Source organism: Streptomyces sp. JH002 (assembly GCF_050916115.1).
GTDB classification, from domain to species: domain Bacteria; phylum Actinomycetota; class Actinomycetes; order Streptomycetales; family Streptomycetaceae; genus Streptomyces; species Streptomyces xiamenensis.
Window position 1 is genome coordinate 2,189,029 of record NZ_CP087989.1, and the last position, 16,613, is coordinate 2,205,641.

The 16,613-nt window shown below is 72.6% G+C and carries 16 protein-coding genes; 4 read left to right on the forward strand and 12 right to left on the reverse strand.

The window, feature by feature from the left end; translation table 11 throughout:
* Positions 1-4: 4 nt before the first annotated feature.
* Entirely contained in the window at positions 5-757 is a 753-nt protein-coding gene (locus H7827_RS09550; protein WP_432744145.1) for a GntR family transcriptional regulator, read from the reverse strand.
* 225 nt (positions 758-982) lie between these two features.
* Between H7827_RS09550 and H7827_RS09555 the strand changes: the two genes are divergently transcribed.
* Positions 983-1,813 carry a GNAT family N-acetyltransferase gene (locus H7827_RS09555; RefSeq protein WP_432744147.1) on the forward strand — a complete coding sequence of 277 codons (831 nt, stop codon included), beginning with the start codon at positions 983-985 and terminating at the stop codon, positions 1,811-1,813.
* Here the strand turns inward: H7827_RS09555 and H7827_RS09560 are convergent.
* The 8 genes from H7827_RS09560 to H7827_RS09595 all read right to left on the reverse strand — a co-directional run bounded on the left by H7827_RS09560 (position 1,803) and on the right by H7827_RS09595 (position 12,700).
* On the reverse strand, positions 1,803-3,014 hold the full coding sequence (locus H7827_RS09560; RefSeq protein ID WP_432744149.1) for a cytochrome P450: 1,212 nt from the start codon (positions 3,012-3,014) through the stop codon (positions 1,803-1,805). The two genes, H7827_RS09555 and H7827_RS09560, sit on opposite strands and share 11 nt — an antisense overlap.
* Entirely contained in the window at positions 3,011-3,562 is a 552-nt protein-coding gene (locus H7827_RS09565) for a hypothetical protein (RefSeq protein WP_432744151.1), read from the reverse strand. Before H7827_RS09565 ends, H7827_RS09560 begins: the two co-directional genes overlap by 4 nt.
* Positions 3,537-4,556, reverse strand: coding sequence for an alpha/beta hydrolase (locus H7827_RS09570; protein WP_432747966.1), 1,020 nt, complete (start codon positions 4,554-4,556; stop codon positions 3,537-3,539). Before H7827_RS09570 ends, H7827_RS09565 begins: the two co-directional genes overlap by 26 nt.
* Positions 4,540-5,433 (reverse strand): hypothetical protein, encoded by an 894-nt coding sequence (locus H7827_RS09575; RefSeq protein WP_432744153.1) that lies wholly within the window; start codon positions 5,431-5,433, stop codon positions 4,540-4,542. The genes H7827_RS09570 and H7827_RS09575 overlap by 17 nt, the downstream gene beginning before the upstream one ends.
* Positions 5,434-5,459: 26 nt before the next feature.
* Positions 5,460-6,767 (reverse strand): lanthionine synthetase C family protein, encoded by a 1,308-nt coding sequence (locus tag H7827_RS09580; protein WP_432744155.1) that lies wholly within the window; start codon positions 6,765-6,767, stop codon positions 5,460-5,462.
* The gene (locus tag H7827_RS09585) at positions 6,764-9,910 is read right to left on the reverse strand and encodes a lantibiotic dehydratase (protein WP_432744157.1); all 3,147 of its coding nucleotides are present in this window, start codon (positions 9,908-9,910) and stop codon (positions 6,764-6,766) included. The genes H7827_RS09580 and H7827_RS09585 overlap by 4 nt, the downstream gene beginning before the upstream one ends.
* 100 nt (positions 9,911-10,010) lie before the next feature.
* Positions 10,011-10,193 (reverse strand): hypothetical protein, encoded by a 183-nt coding sequence (locus H7827_RS09590; RefSeq protein WP_030737486.1) that lies wholly within the window; start codon positions 10,191-10,193, stop codon positions 10,011-10,013.
* Positions 10,194-10,540: 347 nt separating this feature from the next.
* Complete coding sequence (locus H7827_RS09595) at positions 10,541-12,700, reverse strand: MMPL family transporter (RefSeq protein WP_432744159.1); 2,160 nt, start codon at positions 12,698-12,700, stop codon at positions 10,541-10,543.
* 73 nt (positions 12,701-12,773) lie between these two features.
* Between H7827_RS09595 and H7827_RS09600 the strand changes: the two genes are divergently transcribed.
* The 3 genes from H7827_RS09600 to H7827_RS09610 all read left to right on the forward strand — a co-directional run bounded on the left by H7827_RS09600 (position 12,774) and on the right by H7827_RS09610 (position 14,521).
* Positions 12,774-13,280 carry a MarR family winged helix-turn-helix transcriptional regulator gene (locus H7827_RS09600; protein WP_386535137.1) on the forward strand — a complete coding sequence of 169 codons (507 nt, stop codon included), beginning with the start codon at positions 12,774-12,776 and terminating at the stop codon, positions 13,278-13,280.
* 159 nt (positions 13,281-13,439) lie between these two features.
* Positions 13,440-14,147, forward strand: a complete 708-nt coding sequence (locus tag H7827_RS09605; RefSeq protein ID WP_432744162.1) for an alpha/beta hydrolase — start codon at positions 13,440-13,442, stop codon at positions 14,145-14,147.
* 92 nt (positions 14,148-14,239) lie between these two features.
* Entirely contained in the window at positions 14,240-14,521 is a 282-nt protein-coding gene (locus H7827_RS09610) for a hypothetical protein (protein WP_432744164.1), read from the forward strand.
* A 16-nt stretch (positions 14,522-14,537) separates the two neighbouring features.
* On the opposite strand, the gene H7827_RS09615 is transcribed toward H7827_RS09610, so the two are convergent.
* From H7827_RS09615 to ychF, 3 genes are all read right to left on the reverse strand, one after another.
* Positions 14,538-14,951, reverse strand: coding sequence for a DNA-binding protein (locus tag H7827_RS09615; protein WP_432744166.1), 414 nt, complete (start codon positions 14,949-14,951; stop codon positions 14,538-14,540).
* On the reverse strand, positions 14,933-15,217 hold the full coding sequence (locus H7827_RS09620) for a hypothetical protein (protein WP_386535126.1): 285 nt from the start codon (positions 15,215-15,217) through the stop codon (positions 14,933-14,935). Before H7827_RS09620 ends, H7827_RS09615 begins: the two co-directional genes overlap by 19 nt.
* A gap of 205 nt (positions 15,218-15,422) precedes the next feature.
* Complete coding sequence (gene ychF, locus H7827_RS09625) at positions 15,423-16,511, reverse strand: redox-regulated ATPase YchF (RefSeq protein WP_030737494.1); 1,089 nt, start codon at positions 16,509-16,511, stop codon at positions 15,423-15,425.
* Between the last annotated feature and the right edge of the window lie 102 nt (positions 16,512-16,613).

The window sequence follows — 16,613 nt, forward strand, 5'->3', positions numbered from 1 at the left end:
GGGCTCATCTCACCGGCAGGTGGTAGGCGATCCGGAACCGGTCGGCGGGGATCACCACATCGGCGGTCTCCACCGGCAGCCCGCCCGCCCGGTAGGTGCGGGTGATGACGAGCACCGGATGCCCGGCGAGGCCGCCCAGCACCCGCGCCTCGGCTGCCAGCGCCGGCCGCGCGCCGACCTCCTCGGCGACGTTGTCCACCTGGATGTCGATGGCCGCCATCCGCTCCACCACCCCGCGCCCCGCCAGCGGGCCCTCCTCGGGCAGCATCACCGGGGTCCGGCCGGTGACGGCCAGCGGCTCCCAGGACGTGGACAGCATCACCGGCTCATTGCCGGAACGGAACACATAACGGGTGCACATCACCGCGTCCCGGGGCGAGATCGCCAGCCGCTCGGCCACCGCCTCCCCGGCGGCGACCCGCTCGCTGTGCCCCTCCCAGGTGCCGCGCACCCGTTCGTCCGTCTGCTCCTGCCGGAACGGCGAGCACTCCCCCATCGTCCGGTACCCGCTGCGCGAGATTCGCCGGGGCGCCGGCCGCTCCCGCACATAGGTCCCCGAACCGGAGCGCCCCTCGACCAGCCCCTCGGCCATCAGCACCTTCCGCGCCTCCAGGGCGACGGTGTCCGAGACCCCGTACTGGGCCCGGATGCTCGCCTGCGAGGGGAGGCGGGTGTGCGGCGGCAGCGTCCCATCGGCGATCTGCTGCCGCAGATCATCGGCCACCTTCAGATACGCGGGCTGCTCACCGAACGGCATAAGCCCTCCCCGGCGTTGATCCGTCTGCTGATTTCACAAACAGCAACAGCTTGACAACGGAGGGTTGCCGTCCGCAAGAGCTGGCCACCGAATCACCCGAAGTGATGACACGTCCGTGACCAGCACGGATCGCCGACGTTCCGTTCCGCCGCAGCCCGTTCACGCCGATACCGCCCTGCCGCCTCCCATGGCACACTGGGCCGCCTTCTCCCGAAGGAGCTTCCGTTGCCGACACGGGACACGACGCGCGGCATCCACCTCGTCGACATCCCCGGAAGCGGGGTGTCCGAGATCCGGGCGCACCCGGAAGGCACCATCGGCCACCTGGGCCTGACGGCACCCACGGCGCCCGGCTCCGCCGGAGGCCGGATCGACACCCTGCGGATCAACCGCCCCGACCCCGGCCTCCGCTGGGCCCGCGCGGCGATCATCGCGGCCGGGGAACGCCTCGTCGCCCGCGGCTGCGGCTACGCCCAGGTGACCCTGCCCACCGCCGACCACCCCCTGCTGCCCGCGTTCCGGGCGCTGGGCTACCGCGAACTGGCCCGCACCCTCAGCACACCGCTGGGCGGCCGGCAGCCCGTGGACGGCGCGTACGCCCTCCACGCCCTGACGGAACGCGGCTTCCTGGCCTGGCTGCCGCTCTTCCGCGCGGACTACCGCGACGCCCTGCGCCGGGGCGGCATCCCGGCCGCCGAGGCGGAGGCGGGAGCCGGCCGCTGGGCGGCGGACCTGACCGCGAACCGCCTCGACTCGCACCGGCACGTCCTCCGTTCGCTCTCCCACCGGGGCGTGCCGGTCGGACACCTGTGGGCCGCGGTGACCCGTGGCCCGCAGACCAGGGCGTTCGTCCTCGACGTACGGATCGCGCCGGCCCACCGCGGCCGGGGGCACGGCCGCGCCCTGCTGCGGGCCGCCGAGAACGAGGCGCTGTCCCTGGGGTGTTCCACCCTGGGCCTCAGCGTCTTCGCCGACAACCGGCCCGCCCTGCGGCTCTACGACGCCCTCGGCTACCCCGTGAGCGGCGTGGTGCTTCTGCGGCGGCTCACGGGCTGACCGCGACGGGGAACGAGGCGAAGCGCCGGATCGGGAAGCTCTGCCCGCGCACCGGCTCGGCGGTGGTCGACAGATCGGGGAAGCGCCGGCACAGCCGGTGCAGCGCCTCCTGCGTCTCCAGCCGTGCGAGACCGGTGCCCAGGCAGTAGTGCGGTCCCGCGCTGAACGCGATGGAGGGGCCGCCGCCGCGGGCGGGATCGAAGCGGTCGGGGTCGGGGTACCGCGCCGGGTCCCGGTTCGCCGCCCCGAGGCACACCGACACGGCCGAGCCCTCGGGAACGCGCTGTCCGGCCAGCGAGAGGTCCCGGCTCGCCCAGCGCAGATTGGCCAGCTGGGAGGGCGGATCGAAGCGGATGACCTCATCGGTGAAGCCCACCGCGGCCGCCGCGTTCCCGGCGATGGCCGCCCGCTCCTTCGGGCGGTCGCGCAGGAGGAAGACGCTGTTGGCGATGGCGTAGGAGGTGGTCTCGAACCCGGCGACGTACAGGAAGACCACGTTCGCCAGCAGTTCCCGGTCGCTGAGGCCCCGGCCGTCGCCGCCCTGCGCCAGGATCAGCTCACTGATGAGGTCGTCCGCCGGCTTCCGGCGCCGTTCGGCGATGAGCGCGGCGAAGTACTCCTCCACGGCGCCGGACGAGGCCGCTGCCTCCTCCGGCGCGGACGGGGCGAGCACATTCTCCAGGTGCCGGTGCAGTTCCCCGCGGAACCAGTCCCGGTCCGCGCGCGGCACGCCGACCAGTTCGCTGATCACCGCGATCGGCAGCGGGTAGGCGAACTCGCGCAGGAAATCGATGCTTCCGCCGCCGCGCCCGAGCTCGTCGAGACGGTCCAGCAGCAGCCCCGCGTTGCGGGCGATCATGGGCCGCAGCTCCTCCAGCCGCCGGGGCGAGAACGGCTGGGAGAGCAGCCGCCGCATCCAGGCGTGCGAGCGCGGCCGGACGTAGAGCAGGGAGCTGGCGAACAGGTGCTGGTCCTCCGCCGCTTCCCCCGCCGCGTCGTCCGCGTCGGACGGGGGCTGGGTCGCCAGCCGGAACCGCGGGTCGCGCAGGGACTCGTACGCCTCGGCGTGGCCCAGCACCCAGAACCGGTTCCCGGTGCGGTGGACCGGGCCCGCCGCCAGGAGCGCGCGGTAGGCGGGGTAGGGGTCGGCCTGCCCGGCCGGGGAGAAGAGCCCCGTCAGGAGCGTCTGGGCGTCCGTCATTCCGCCTCCGGTCGCAGGGCGAAGAACGGGGACGCGTGCAGGAACTTGGGCGCGATGGCGGTCTCGTAGCCGCCGCTCTCGCAGATCAGGAACTGGCAGCGGCGTCCGTGCGCGGGCGTCTCGGGGTCCATCAGGGCCGCCTGCCGGACGAACGCGCGCAGCATCCGGTCGGGGACGCCGTCGCGCACCGCCTCCTGGCCGCCCGCCAGCAGGTCCGTCACCAGCTCCGCGCACACCGCGAGCACCGACTTCTCGCCGCGGCGGCCCGGCGACCACACCACCGAGGACCAGGAGCGCTTCTGCCGCTCCATGGCGCGGCGCCACGGAGTGACCTGCCGGTCGTCCCCGGCCACCCGGTAGAGCAGCACATAGTCGTGCTGGATGGGGAAGGGGGCGAAGAAGCGCCAGTTGGGGATCGCCCCGACCTTGTCGTACCGGCGCAGCGCGTCGAAGGAGCGCTGCGGGTGCTGGCTCAGCACGGTCACCGCGAGCCATCCGGCGAGCAGCAGCTGGACGCCTCGTTCACCCGGCGTGGTGCGGTGCGGCATACCGTCCTCCTGATTCCTCGACAGCCGATCCGGCGAACTCCCCGATGACGCGGACCAGCGCGGTCACGCACTCCGGTGTCAGCGGCACCTGGTCCCGCTGCACCCGCTCCAGCACGGTGTGCCCGCCGTGCTCCACCGAGGCCAGCAGCTCCTTGCCGAACTCCTCGTAGGCGCGGCTCTGGGCGCTGCGCGGTCCGGAGGTCACCAGGTGAACGGGGACGGTCACCTTCGGCGGGGCGCCCGAGGTGAGTTCGGTGTGCGCCGCCCGCCATTCCCGCAGCGCCGCCCGCCACAGGCCGGCGTCGCGGTACTGGTCCAGGCACAGCCGCCGTGCTTCTCCGGTGAGGAGCCGCCCCCAGGGCGGGGCGGCCAGCAGCGGGGCCAGGCCCAGTTCGCAGGAGAGCGGAATGTGGCTCATGTTGTGGCCCACCTGCTCCGAGCCGCTGTGCAGCAGCGCGGACCGGCCCAGCTCGGACGGGTAGCGCGGGTCGAGCAGCACCAGCCCCGCCACGGGCCGCCGGGACGTCTCCTGGGCGGCCATGGCCAGCAGGCCGCCGAGCCCGTGACCGACCAGGATCACGGGTCTGCCGGGCGGGACCGCGGCGATGACGTCGACCAGGTCGGCGCGCGCCGCGTCGAGGGTGAAGGGCGCGCCCGGGCGGTAGCGGCTCCTGCCGTAGCCGGCGCGGTCATGGGTGAGGACGGAGAACCCGGGGTTCAGGGCCTCGCGCAGCACGCTCCAGCGGGCCACCGGCGTGCCCAGGCCGGGCACGAACACCAGGACGGGGTCCTGGAGGAACCGGGGCCGGGCGGCCCGGTGGAGCGTGTACGCGATGCGGTTCCCCGCGCCGGTCTCCAGGAACTCCTCGTCGCCCGCGCCGCGTTCGACCCGGCGCCGGCGTGCCGCCCGGGCCCCCAGGCCGCAAGCCAGGGCTCCGGCGAGCAGCCCGCCGGTCAGCCGGGGCAGGACATCGCTTCTACCGGCCACGGACATCGGCACCACCCGTTCCACTCGCTCGCCCGGTCGACTGTGTGACGTAGAGAACCGCCGGATAGGTGGACAGAAACGCCCACACGAAACGGGACAGGCCCATGACCCGGCCGTTCACCACGTGGAAGGTGGCGGTGGTCGCCAGTATCGGGACCGTCAGCCGGCCCTTGCCCGCGAACACCAGCGGGACGGCGCACTCCACGACGATGACGCCGGCGCCGACCGCCCGGGTGACGCGCGGATAGCGCTTCGCCAGGGCGTAGGAGGCTCCGTCGCCGTACGCCTCGGTGCGCAGCACCAGCGGCAGCGCCTCACCGTTGCGCCACTGCGGCCCGGCGAGTTTGGCCACCCCGGCGGTGGCGTACGACAGGGCCGACTGGACCCCGACGAACCACAGGCACGCGTCGACGATCGCCGGCCGGGTGTCCTGGGAGCGCGCGAGGGCCGCGACGCCCTGCACCATGAAGGCGACCTGGTCCGAGCCGTCCGTACCGAAGTACTGGCGCGGGTTGGTGACGGCGGAACTCAGGGACAGGAACGCCCCGGTGGCCACCCGGTGCCGGCGCGGGGTGCCGGGGACCAGCAGGGAGACGGCCGCCGCCGCCCGCGCCAGGTGGATGGCGCGGCTGACGCCGGGCCTGGCGACCAGGCCCAGGGCCCGCTGGACGGGCCGCGGCGCCCAGGCGTACCGCTCGCGCAGCAGGTCCCAGTCGGCCAGGACGGCGTTGCGCGGGTCGCGTTCGTTGGCGAGCACCTCCAGGCTGTTGACGAGGTGGGTGAGCGCGCTCACCTGCTCGGTCGTGGTGAGTGCTCTCTCCCTGCCGATCCGCGGAGACCGGAACGCCTTCTTCATCAGGTGCGGCACACGGCGCACTCTCATCACCTCTTCGCAGGAACGGTGTTCGGTCAGGCCAGCAGGAGCGCGGCGTCCCAGGCGGCCGGCGCCGTGTCGCCGCGGGTGTGGGCGTCCAGCGCGAGGGCCACGCCGGCGGCGCCGTCGAGGAACCCGGGGGCGTCGATGGGCCGGTTGCTGCCCTGCTCCGGGTACCGGTAGCCGAACGCGGATCCCGGCTCGAAGTGCCGCACGATCCGCTCGGCCAGGTGCTCCCTGGTCCGGGCGACCGCGGTGGCGTGCTCCCCGGTGGCGAAGAACTTCAGGCAGTTCAGCGCCCCGGCCCAGCCGTGGCACAGGGAGGCGTCCGTGATCCCCCACTCCCCGGCCGGCACGCGGATCATCGCCGCCACGGCCTGTGCCGCCAGCTCCGCCAGGTCCACGCGGCCGGTGGCGCGGGCGGCGAGCCGCAGGGCGCAGGCGATGCCCAGGCTGCCGTAGCACCAGGCGACCCGGCCCCGGCCGGCGCCCGCCCCGCCGTGGTGCCAGTCGTCCCAGGTCAGCAAGTTGGGCCAGTGGAGGCCGTACGGGTCGGCGCGGTGCCGCTCCACGTACACGCGCGTGATCCGCTCGATGGCCTCCCGCTGCCCCGGTACGCGCACGCCCGCTTCCAGGGCGAGGGACAGCAGGGCGAGCGGGCCGGCGATCCCGTGCGAGAGCCCCAGGTTGAGATGGCCCTCCCGCGCGCGGGTCACGGGCTCCCCGCGGGGGCGGCTCAGACTCCAGTACCCGGGGACGGAACCGCCCTCGGTGGCCACGGGTTCCGTCAGCCGGACCAGTGCGCGGAGGACGCTCTCCAGCACCGGGCGCAGGGGGGCGCCGCGCAGCAGGGCGTACCGTCCGGTGCCGGTCAGGCCGACGATGATGTCGTGCCCGGCCAGGGTGGACAGCGGAGCCGCCGCGGCCTCGTGCTGGGAGGCGGCCATGGCGGCCAGCGCCCGGTCCAGCCGGTCCAGGAAGCTGGTGTAGCCACCGGTCCGGGCGGCGCCGGCGTGGGCGGCGAGGCCGATGCCGGCGAGGCCCGTGTGCAGGCCGGCGTTGAGCGCGGGGATGCGGCCCAGCCAGCGGGCGACGGCCGTGAGGTGGGCGTGCGCGGCGGCGCCGGTGTCCTGGCCGCAGGACGCGGCGCGGTCCAGGAAGAGCGCCGTCCCCGCCAGGCCCCTGCCGAGGGTGTGCCGGGTCTGGGGCGTCCACAGGGCGGTGTCGGGCGAGGCGGTGAAGTGGTCCAGGATCCGGCCGGGATCGCGCAGCCGGCGGACGACCTCCGCCGTGATTCCGGCTGCCCCGGCGTGCGGATCGGCTCGGGTGGGCGTCGGGTTCACTCCGTTCCCCCCTGTCCCGGCCCGCCGGGGTGCGCGAGCCCCCGGGCCACGTGCCCCAGCAGCGTGAGCGCGCGCCGCTCGCTGTGCTCGTCGCTGCCGATGAGCCGGTTGTGCTGCATGTGCAGCAGGCTGAGGACGGCGTGGTCGCGCTGCACCGGGGTGAGGCCGGAGGACGGGTGCCACAGCAGCTCGCCGTACTCCTTGGCCGCCACGTTCCCGGTCCAGGCCTGTTCGAGGTTGGCGGCCGGCAGGACCTGGGCGACCCGCCGCCCGGTGCCGTGCGCGGTGATCAGCTCGCGGGCGGCGTCGATCTCCGCCCGCGAGACGTCCCCGTCCCGGCTGCGGGGGAACTGTTCCCCGGCCCACGCGGGCCAGTCGAAGCCCAGGGACTCCAGCAGGCAGGCGTGGTTGGCGGCCAGCAGGGTCACCGGCCCCACGGCCGCGGCCGGCCCGCCCTGCAGCAGGCCGACCTGGTTGACGGCGGTCTGGCTGTCGGTGCAGAAGACGCGCTCGGCCAGCGGCAGCGCCTCGGGGCCGCCGTACCGGCTGACCTCGGGCTCGTAGGTGTGGACGGTCACCTCGCGGATGGCGTGGGAGGCGCGCACCGTGCTCAGCGCGGTCAGCAGCGAGTCCAGCAGCCGGGTGCCGGCCTCGGGGGATCTGCGGTGGAAACGCAGCCGCAGGTGCGGGCCCGGGGAGCCGAACCGCAGGAAGAACCACCGGTCGGTGTCGGCCGCCACCGCCCTTACGACCTGGGGCAGATGGCGGGAGAGGAACGTGCTGTGGGCCGAGGTGTCGGCGTGGACCTGGACGTAGGCCCACTCGCCGCCCGGTTCGTGGCGCGGCTGCGCGAACACCGTACGGGCCAGGTCACGGGTGACGGCACGGACGGGCGCGGGGCGGCGCGCGCTGCGCAGCGGGACCACGATCTCGTTGCTGCGGCCGTCCAGCCAGCCGCTGTCCCGCTCCTTCGCGCCGGTGGTCTCGGTGACCATGACGCCGCCCTTGAGCACGTCGCGCCGGAACATCTCGCCGTGGAAGGCGTTGTCGAGGTCGATGGGGTAGACCCGGTCCACGCGCGCCACGCTCACCGCGCCGGGGATCTCCGCCCGCTCCCGCCAGGTGCGCAGGCCGCGTTCCCAGGTGTCCTTGTGCTGTGCGGCCTGCCGCAGTGCGGCGGTGGGGCGCCAGGTGCGGGGGAAGGCGATGACGCGCCCGACGCGGACCCGCGGCAGGTCGGGCATGGCCTCGAATCCCGCCCAGGACCAGGGGGTCCAGGGCTTGGTGCCGCTGGTGTACCGGAGTTCGCTGAGGAACCGGGCGAGGTTCGGGGCGCGTTCGGCGAGGGCCAGCATGTGCGGGACGAAGGGCTGGACATGGCGGCCGGCCCGTTCCCAGTACAGCCGAAGGGCGCGCCCGTCGCAGTACACGATCAGCTCGCGCCAGTCGATGGCGCCCGCGTCGCGGCCGGGGAAGGTGCCGACCGGCAGGGTGTGGGGAGAGAGCCGGGGGGTGCGCATGACGTTGCGGGCGCGGAGGTTGCTGGGCCGGAACATGACCTGCGCGTACAGGGTGTCCGGCGGCTCGGAGCGGGCGTCCGTGCACAGCGCGGCGATCGCCTCGGTGTGTCCGGTCAGCTCGGCGAAGCGTCCCAGGGTGGCGCCGATGACGCGGGAGCCGACGAGGGGGGAGGCGACGAGGGTGAAGTCGCCCGCGGTGAGTTGCGCCAGGCCCGGCGACAGCAGCTGGAAGCACAGGTCCATGGAGGAGGGCGGGGCCTCGCTCGTGGAGTGCCGGGCCAGCCGCTCGATCTCGGCCGGGGCGAGGGTGACTTCGCCCCGGCCGCCGCGCAGTGCGCGGTGCAGGAGTTCGGCGGTGACCTCGTACCGTTCCCGGTTCTCCTCCTCGGGGACGGGCCGTTGGTACGCGCCGAGGCCGCTGGGCTCCACGCGGGGGTGGAGGTAGCCGGTGGGGAAGCCCAGTCCCCGGTGGGAGTCGACCAGGGTCTCCAGGCGCTCCGCGCCGTACCGGCCGTAGCGGTCGACGAAGGCGTCGAAGTACGCCGTCATGTGCGGGTGCGAGGGGACGTCGGGCGCGATGCGCCACAGCGTGGAGGCGTAGCTCTCGACCTCGCGCAGGACCTGGTGGGGCAGGGTGGCTTCGATGTCCGCCCCGAGGTCCACCTGGAGCGGGTTCTCCGCCGCGCCGCCCGCCGCGCCGACCGCGTCGCCGACCGCGTCGCGGGCCGTGGCGCCGGCGTGTTCGAAGGCGGCGCGGCCCCGGCCCAGGTCCTGCTCCGTGTAGCGCCGCACGGCCTCCGCGATCCCGGGCAGGGCGGCGGGCAGCCCCGTGCCGGCCGCGCCGGGGATCGCGCCGCCGAAGTCCTGGGTGTCCAGGGAGGTCAGCAGCACCTCGCGGCCGATCAGTTCCCGCAGATAGCCGTCGACACGCTCCCCCGTCAGCTCGGGGAAGTCCCGGACGGTGTCGCGCACCAGGTCGCGGTAGGTCACGGGGGTCCTGGTGGCGGCCAGGACGGCGGACAGCAGCCGGGTCACCCGTACCGAGACGCTGCCGTTCCGGCTCGTGGCGGCCTGGTCGCCGGTGGTGCCGGCACCGCGTGCGTAGGGCAGCACGAGCCGGCCGCCGCGCGGCAGGCACAGGTCATTGGCGACGACGGTCAGCGCGTTCCGTACCCCGTCGTCCGCCAGGAGCAGCCCCGTGGCCCGCTCCGCCCAGCGCGCGTCGTGACTCACCCGCTTGGTGGGGACGGTGCGGCGGACGGCGGCCCGCTCGGCGGCGGTCGCGATCGACACTCCGGCCTGAATCCCGAAGGGGGTGGGGCGTCCGGTCAGGCGCAGGGCGTACTTGGTGAGCGAGATGGCCGTGCCGAGCAGCTTCTTGCGGGACGGGAGCGCGCCGTGCTCGATCTTGTCCAGTGTGTGGCTCAGCGATCCGCTGGAGATCGCGACGGATTCCCGGAGAACGGCGTGGGACGCCAATTCCCGGACATAGGAAACGAGCTGTTCTTTCGACATTTCACCGGAGACCGCCGTCTGCGGCAGCAGCCCGGAAATCCCTTCGCGCGGAAGGGTGGCGACGCGCAGAAGCATGGGTTCTTCCGCGGTGAAATACGTTCCCGTCATGTGTTCCCGCTCTTACCTCTCCCCGCCCGGAATCAGTGGGCGGGCCCACGGGCCGGGAAGTCGCCTTCCCTTTCACCCGTGGACCGGCCCGATCTATCGGTCAGGCGCAGCAGACCGGCGCCTGGGGGATGATCCCCCGGGACGTGTTGACGTTGTTGCCCATGCTGTCGACGGCGCAGGCCAGCATGACGTGCGTGTTTTCGTCGTTCGGGGCGAACGTGAGGTCGAGGTCGAGGTCGGACAGTTCCTCATTCGCCGCCGCGGTGATGAGGTCAGCACCCATGGATCTGACTCCTTCGTTGACTTGTACGCGAACGCTGTTGCAATTCCCTTTACCTGGCGATAAAGCCAGGGAAATGAACAACAGTGCGGGAGCCTACGGATGCGTAACGAGTGGTGTCAAGAGGTGCGCCGGGGACGGAAATCACTGTTTACCGCCCACCATGACAACTTGTTGCTAGGTACACGGGGTTTAACGACTGACCGGAGCATGTGCCGCCGGTTGATCCGGGGCGCACAGCGGGAACCGGAAAAGAAAGAGATACGAGGGGCCACGGAATCCCCACACATACGTCGGCCGGGTCACCCGCTTCCGCAGCGGGTGACCCGGCCGTCGGGGGCCGGCCGGCGTCAGACGCCGGCCGGGGTGTTCTCCCGGTCACCGGCCGCGTCCGCCGCGCCGCCGGGGCGGGCCGGCCACCACGAGCGCGGGCCGATGTCCCGCACCAGGGCGGGCACCAGCAGCGAGCGGACGACGAGCGTGTCCACCAGCACCCCGAAGGCCACGATGAAGGCCAGCTGGGCGAGGAACGCGAGCGGGATGACGAGCAGCGCCGCGAAGGTCGCCGCCAGCACCACTCCGGCGGAGGTGATGACCCCGCCGGTGGAGATCAGCCCGCGCAGCAGCCCCTGCCGCGTACCGTGCAGGACCGTCTCCTGGCGGACCCGGGACATCAGGAAGATGTTGTAGTCCACCCCCAGCGCCACCAGGAAGACGAAGCCGTACAGCGGGACGGAGGCGTCCGTGCCGCTGAAACCGAACAGGTACTGGAAGACCAGCGCCGAGATGCCCAGCGTGGCGAGGTAGTTCAGCGCCACGGTGGCCACCAGCAGCAGCGGCATCAGCAGCGAGCGCAGCAGCCCCACCAGGACCAGCACGATGATCACCAGAACGACCGGGATGATCAGCAGCCGGTCCGAGGCGGCGGTGGCCTGGGTGTCGTACTGCTGCGCCGTGTAGCCGCCGACCAGCACGTCGGCCCCGGGCACCTCGCCCAGCGTGTCGCGCAGCCGCTCGACGGTCTGCTCCGCCGCCCGGCTGTCGGCCGGGTCCGCCAGGGTGACGTTGATCCGCACCCGGTCGTCGACGACCAGCGGCTCGCCGCCGGGGGCACCGGAGGCGGTCACGGGCGTGGCCGAGTCCACCCCGGCGGTGGCGGCGGCGGCCTGGGCCACCTCCGTCACGGCGTCGGCCGCGGCGATGACCACGGCCGGGTTCCCGGAGCCGCCGGGGAAGTGCTCGCTCAGCACCGCCTGGGCGGTCACCGAGGGGGCGTCACGGATGAAGGTCTCCTCCAGTGGCACGCCGCGCGAGTCCAGCAGCGGGGCGAACGCGGCGCAGGCCACGAGCAGGGCGAGGGTCGTCGCCCACACCTTCCTGGGCGCGCGGTCGACCAGGGCGGCGACGCGGTGCCACACGCCCGCGCCGCCCGCCGGCTCCGGAATCTCGGTGGTGGCGGCAGGCTCGTCAGCGGCGGCGGGGGCGGCCGTACGGGGCAGCCGGGCCGGCCAGTACGCGGAGCGGCCCAGCAGGATGAGCACGGCGGGCAGGAAGGTCAGGGTGCTGAGCACGGCGCAGGCGATGCCGATGGCGCCGACCGGGCCCAGGGCCTGGTTGTTGGTGAGGTCGCTCAGCAGCAGGGCCAGCAGTCCGAGGGCGACGGTGGCGGCGCTGGCGACGATGGCCCCGGCCGAGTTGCGCGCGGCCCGCAGCGCCGCCGGGAAACGGTCCCGGCCGGCGACCAGCTCCTCGCGGAACCGGGCGGTGTACAGCAGCGCGTAGTCGGTGGCCGCGCCGATCACCAGGATCGACAGGATGCCCTGCACCTGGCCGTCCACCCGCACGATGTCACGGTCGGCGAGCGCGTAGACCACGGCGCAGGCCAGGGACAGGGCGAGGACCGCGCCGGTGATGATGGCCAGCGGGAGCAGCACGCTGCGGTAGACGAGCAGCAGGATGAGCAGCACGGTGATCACGGCCACCCCCAGCAGCAGGCCGTCGATGCCGGCGAAGGCGCCGGAGAGATCGACCTGGCTGGCCGCGGGACCGCCGATCAGTGCCGTCAGTCCGCCGGGTACGGTGACGGCCTCCCGGACGGATTCGAGGACCGGTTCCAGCTCCTCCCCGAGGTCGGGGGACAACTGGACGACGCCCTGCAGGGCCTCGCCGTCCTCGGAGGGCAGGGCGGGTGAGACACCGAGCACCCCGGGCTCACCCTCCAGGGCGGCCAGGGCCGCCCCGGCGACGGCCGCGGCGCCCTCGGGCAGCGGGCCGCCGTCGGTGGCGGTCCACACGACGATCGCCGGCAGGGTGCCGTCCTGGTCGAAGGCCCGCTGCTCCTCGATGACCCGGGTGGATTCCGCGCTCTGCGGCAGGAAGGCGGCCTGGTCGTTGGTGGAGACCTCGCCCAGCCGCCCGGCGAACGGGCCGAGCACCCCGCCGATGCCCAGCCACAGGGCGAGCAGGATCAGGGGGATGCCCCATCTGGTGGCACGTGACGGCCCGTTCATGCTGCTCCTCGTCGTGGCGAATCTATCTTTGCCGTGAACTATCTCGGCCATTGAGAGATATTACGCTGGGGGCATGCCGCCGCCGAACCAGCCCCCGTCCCCTTCCGCCTCCCCCGCGGATCCGGGCACGCTGCGCAGCTACGCCGTACTGCTGCGGAGGATGACGGGCGAGTTCAACCGGCTCATCCACGCGTTCGCCCACGACCAGGGCCTGCATCCCACGGACGTCCAGGCGCTGATCAGCATCCTCGACGAGGGCCCGGAGAACGGCGGCGAGCCGATGACCCCCGGGCGGCTGCGGGCCCGTCTCAACCTCACCTCCGGCGCCATGACCGCCTGCCTGGACCGCCTGGAACGCGCCGGCCACATCCGGCGCACCCGCGACGCCCAGGACCGGCGCGTGGTCCACCTCCACTACGCGCCCGAGGGCAAACGCGTGGCCCGCGAGTTCTTCCAGCCCCTGGCCACCGTCACGGCCACGGCGATGACCCCGTTCTCCGACGCCGAACGGCGCGCCATCGGCGGCTTCCTGTCCTCCCTCAACGAAGAACTCGCCGGCATCCGCGACCAGCGGCCCTGACCCCCCGCCCACCCGCGTATCCATCGGGCCGCACAGGCTTTGACCTCCCCCTCTCCCCCTCTCGCCCTCGGCAGACCAAGCCACCGGGCGCACGGCCTCGGATCATCCGTGGACCGGCGCTCCTGCCGGGATCGGCTCCAGGACGAAAGAGGTACAGGCATGGCACGACAGGCTCACTCTCCCGCTCCCGGAGCGGCATCCGCGCACAGGCCGGCCCTGCTGACCCGCCGCGCACCCGCCGGCCCCGGGGCCGCCGTCCTCTTCCTCCACGGCGGCCGGACCGACAGCACGGACCCGTCACGGCCCTGGCACCTGGCAGCCCTGCGGATGCGCCCCTTCATCCGTACGGTGGCGGGCACAGCCGGGGACGACGTCCTCATCGGCAGCGTCCGCTACCGGGTGCGGGGCTGGAACGGCCGGGACGAGGACCCGCTGCGGGACACCCGCCGGGCGCTGGCGGAACTCTCCCAGCGCTTCCCTGACCTCCCCACGATCCTCGTGGGCCACTCGATGGGCGGCCGTGCCGCACTGCGCGCCGCGGACACACCACAGGTCACGGCCATCCTGGCACTGGCACCCTGGTGCCCCGACGGCGAACCGGTCGCGCACCTGAAGGGGAAGCACGTCGTCGTGCTGCACGGCGACCGCGACCGGATCACCGACCCCCGTGCGTCCGCGTCCTTCGCCGACCGGGCCCGCACCGCGGGCGCACGGGCCGAGTTCACCCCGGTCGCCGGTGGGGACCACGCGATGCTCCGCCGCAGCGACCACTGGCACCGCACCGTGGCCCGCACCGTCACAGACCTCCTGGCCGCCCTGCCGACGGCTCCCCGCCCCCCGGATTCCAGCCCGGACCCGACACGATGAACGTCGGCATCGACACCGTCACCCATGGGTCTCACACTCGCTCGGGCAGCACCCGGTTGTGAACACATCCGACACTTGGCACCTTTGACCGCATGACGCGGCCACTGCCCAGAGAGTCCATCCGCGACGTGCGTGCACACCTGGCGGAGGTGGTGGAACGCGCGGAGTTCGCCCGGCCCGTACACGTCAACAGCGATCCGGCCCGCAGCATCCCCGAGAATTTCACCCCGCGCCGCGTCGTCTTCGCGATCCTTCTGAAGGACGGAGCCGAATCGGCCTCAGCGCCGAAACTGCCCACGCCGCCGAAACCCAGCGGCGACGACCTCAAGCCATTCCTCGGTCACCGGAGCCCCTACGGACCACGCTCCTACTGAGCCGGACCAAGGGAAATCACACCGCAACGAGCCGGACCCGCTCGCCGCACAGCTTGGCCATGTCGTCAATATCGGAAGTCAGCATGACCACAGGGCGGTGCTGTCGCAGCGCGGCCTCGGCGACCGCCGCATCGATCGCGTACTTGTGCCCATGCAAACCGGCGTTCATCAGCAACTTCGAGGCCGCCCTCGCCTCCTCGTCACCGACCGGGACGACCCGCAGCCCGGAAAGCACCCAGTTCAGGCGTGACTTGTTCGTACGGGCGTGGACGGCTTCGATAATGGTGGGCGCACTGATCACGACCTCCATGCCCCGCGAGCGCGCCTCAGCGATCAGAGCCACCACCTGCTCGTCGTCGGCGAGCAGCTTCGAGAATCCCTCGCTGTCGAGGACCAGCGTCCCCTCGTGACTCAGCCTGCGGCGGGCCACTCGGCCTCCTCGGCGAACACCTCATCGAAGACCTGGCGCGCCCGCCGCCGGGTCGGCTCGGAGACCGGCCCCTTGCGGCTCTCGTAGTCCGCCAGGTACTCGTCCAGGACCTGGCCGCGCAGCTCACGCTCGACCGCCTCGGCGATGAACGCGGAGAACTCCCGCTTGCCCACCCGCGCCCGGATCGCCTCCGCGGTCCCCTCCGGCAGCGACAGGCTCACCCGCGTCGCCGGGCCTTCCCCAATGCTGTACGTCGACTCAGCCATGCCCCCGATTGTGTCAAACGAGTAGGAAAAGTGCCACGTCCGCACTACCTTCACAGCTCGGTCAACGCCCTGCTCGCACAAATCCCAGCACGGGCGCCCTCATCCCATCCCAGCACGGTAAAAACCAAAGGGCCCGACCCCGAAGAGTCGGACCCCATCTGACCTGCATGTTTGCCAGATCAGCAACGTGGTGTGAGATCACCCGCTACACATTGAAGCGGAAGTCCACCACGTCACCGTCGCGCATCACGTAGTCCTTGCCCTCCACCCGGGCCTTGCCCTGGGCGCGGGCCTCGGCCGTGGAGCCGGTGGCGATCAGGTCCTCGTAGGAGATGACCTCCGCCTTGATGAAGCCCTTCTGGAAGTCGGTGTGGATGACACCGGCCGCCTCCGGGGCGGTGGCGCCCTTGGGGATGGTCCAGGCGCGGGCTTCCTTGGGGCCGGCCGTCAGGTAGGTCTGCAGGCCCAGCGTCTCGAAGCCGACCCGGGCCAGCTTCGCCAGGCCCGGCTCGTCCTGGCCCACCGACTCCAGCAGCTCCAGCGCGTCCTCGTCGGACAGTTCGGCGAGGTCGGCCTCCAGCTTGGCGTTCAGGAAGACCGCCTCGGCCGGGGCCACCAGCGCCCGCTGCTCGTCCTTGAAAGTCTCGTCGGTCAGCTCGTCCTCGTCCACGTTGAAGACGTACAGGAACGGCTTGACGGTCAGCAGGTGCAGCTCGCGCAGCGGCTCGGCGCGCTCGCTGCCCTGGATGATGCCGGCCGAGAACAGGGTGCGGCCGTCCTCCAGGATGGCCTGGGCCTCCTCGACCGCCTTGACCACCGGCAGCCGGTCCTTCTTGATCCGCGACTCCTTCTGGAGCCGGGGCAGCACCTTCTCCACGGTCTGGAGGTCGGCCAGGATCAGCTCGGTGTCGATCGTCTCGATGTCGCTCTTGGGCGAGACCTTGCCGTCGACATGGATGACGTTCTCGTCCTTGAAGGCGCGGATGACCTGGCAGATGGCGTCCGACTCGCGGATGTTCGCCAGAAACTTGTTGCCCAGGCCCTCGCCCTCGCTGGCGCCGCGCACGATGCCGGCGATGTCGACGAAGTCCACCGTGGCCGGCAGCTGGCGCTGGGAGCCGAAGACCTTGGCCAGCTCGCCCAGCCGGGCGTCCGGCACGCCGACCACGCCGATGTTCGGCTCGATGGTGGCGAACGGATAGTTGGCCGCCAGCACGTCGTTCTTGGTCAGGGCGTTGAACAGGGTCGACTTGCCGACATTCGGCAGACCGACGATTCCGATCGTGAGCGACACGTGACGACTTCCCGTAGCGAGGAGAAAAGGGCCGTCGTCCAGTCTACGGGCGCGGTCACGGGGCCGACCGCGACTCCGGGCGCACAGTCATATGGAACGTCA

Coding starts and splice junctions, on each gene's coding strand:
- H7827_RS09550 (WP_432744145.1), bottom strand. CDS start 757: ATGCCGTTCGGTGAGCAGCCCGCGTATCTGAAGGTGGCCGATGATCTG.
- H7827_RS09560 (WP_432744149.1), bottom strand. CDS start 3,014: ATGACGGACGCCCAGACGCTCCTGACGGGGCTCTTCTCCCCGGCCGGG.
- H7827_RS09565 (WP_432744151.1), bottom strand. CDS start 3,562: ATGCCGCACCGCACCACGCCGGGTGAACGAGGCGTCCAGCTGCTGCTC.
- H7827_RS09570 (WP_432747966.1), bottom strand. CDS start 4,556: ATGTCCGTGGCCGGTAGAAGCGATGTCCTGCCCCGGCTGACCGGCGGG.
- H7827_RS09575 (WP_432744153.1), bottom strand. CDS start 5,433: ATGAGAGTGCGCCGTGTGCCGCACCTGATGAAGAAGGCGTTCCGGTCT.
- H7827_RS09585 (WP_432744157.1), bottom strand. CDS start 9,910: ATGACGGGAACGTATTTCACCGCGGAAGAACCCATGCTTCTGCGCGTC.
- H7827_RS09590 (WP_030737486.1), bottom strand. CDS start 10,193: ATGGGTGCTGACCTCATCACCGCGGCGGCGAATGAGGAACTGTCCGAC.
- H7827_RS09595 (WP_432744159.1), bottom strand. CDS start 12,700: ATGAACGGGCCGTCACGTGCCACCAGATGGGGCATCCCCCTGATCCTG.
- H7827_RS09600 (WP_386535137.1), top strand. CDS start 12,774: ATGCCGCCGCCGAACCAGCCCCCGTCCCCTTCCGCCTCCCCCGCGGAT.
- H7827_RS09605 (WP_432744162.1), top strand. CDS start 13,440: ATGGCACGACAGGCTCACTCTCCCGCTCCCGGAGCGGCATCCGCGCAC.
- H7827_RS09610 (WP_432744164.1), top strand. CDS start 14,240: ATGACGCGGCCACTGCCCAGAGAGTCCATCCGCGACGTGCGTGCACAC.
- H7827_RS09620 (WP_386535126.1), bottom strand. CDS start 15,217: ATGGCTGAGTCGACGTACAGCATTGGGGAAGGCCCGGCGACGCGGGTG.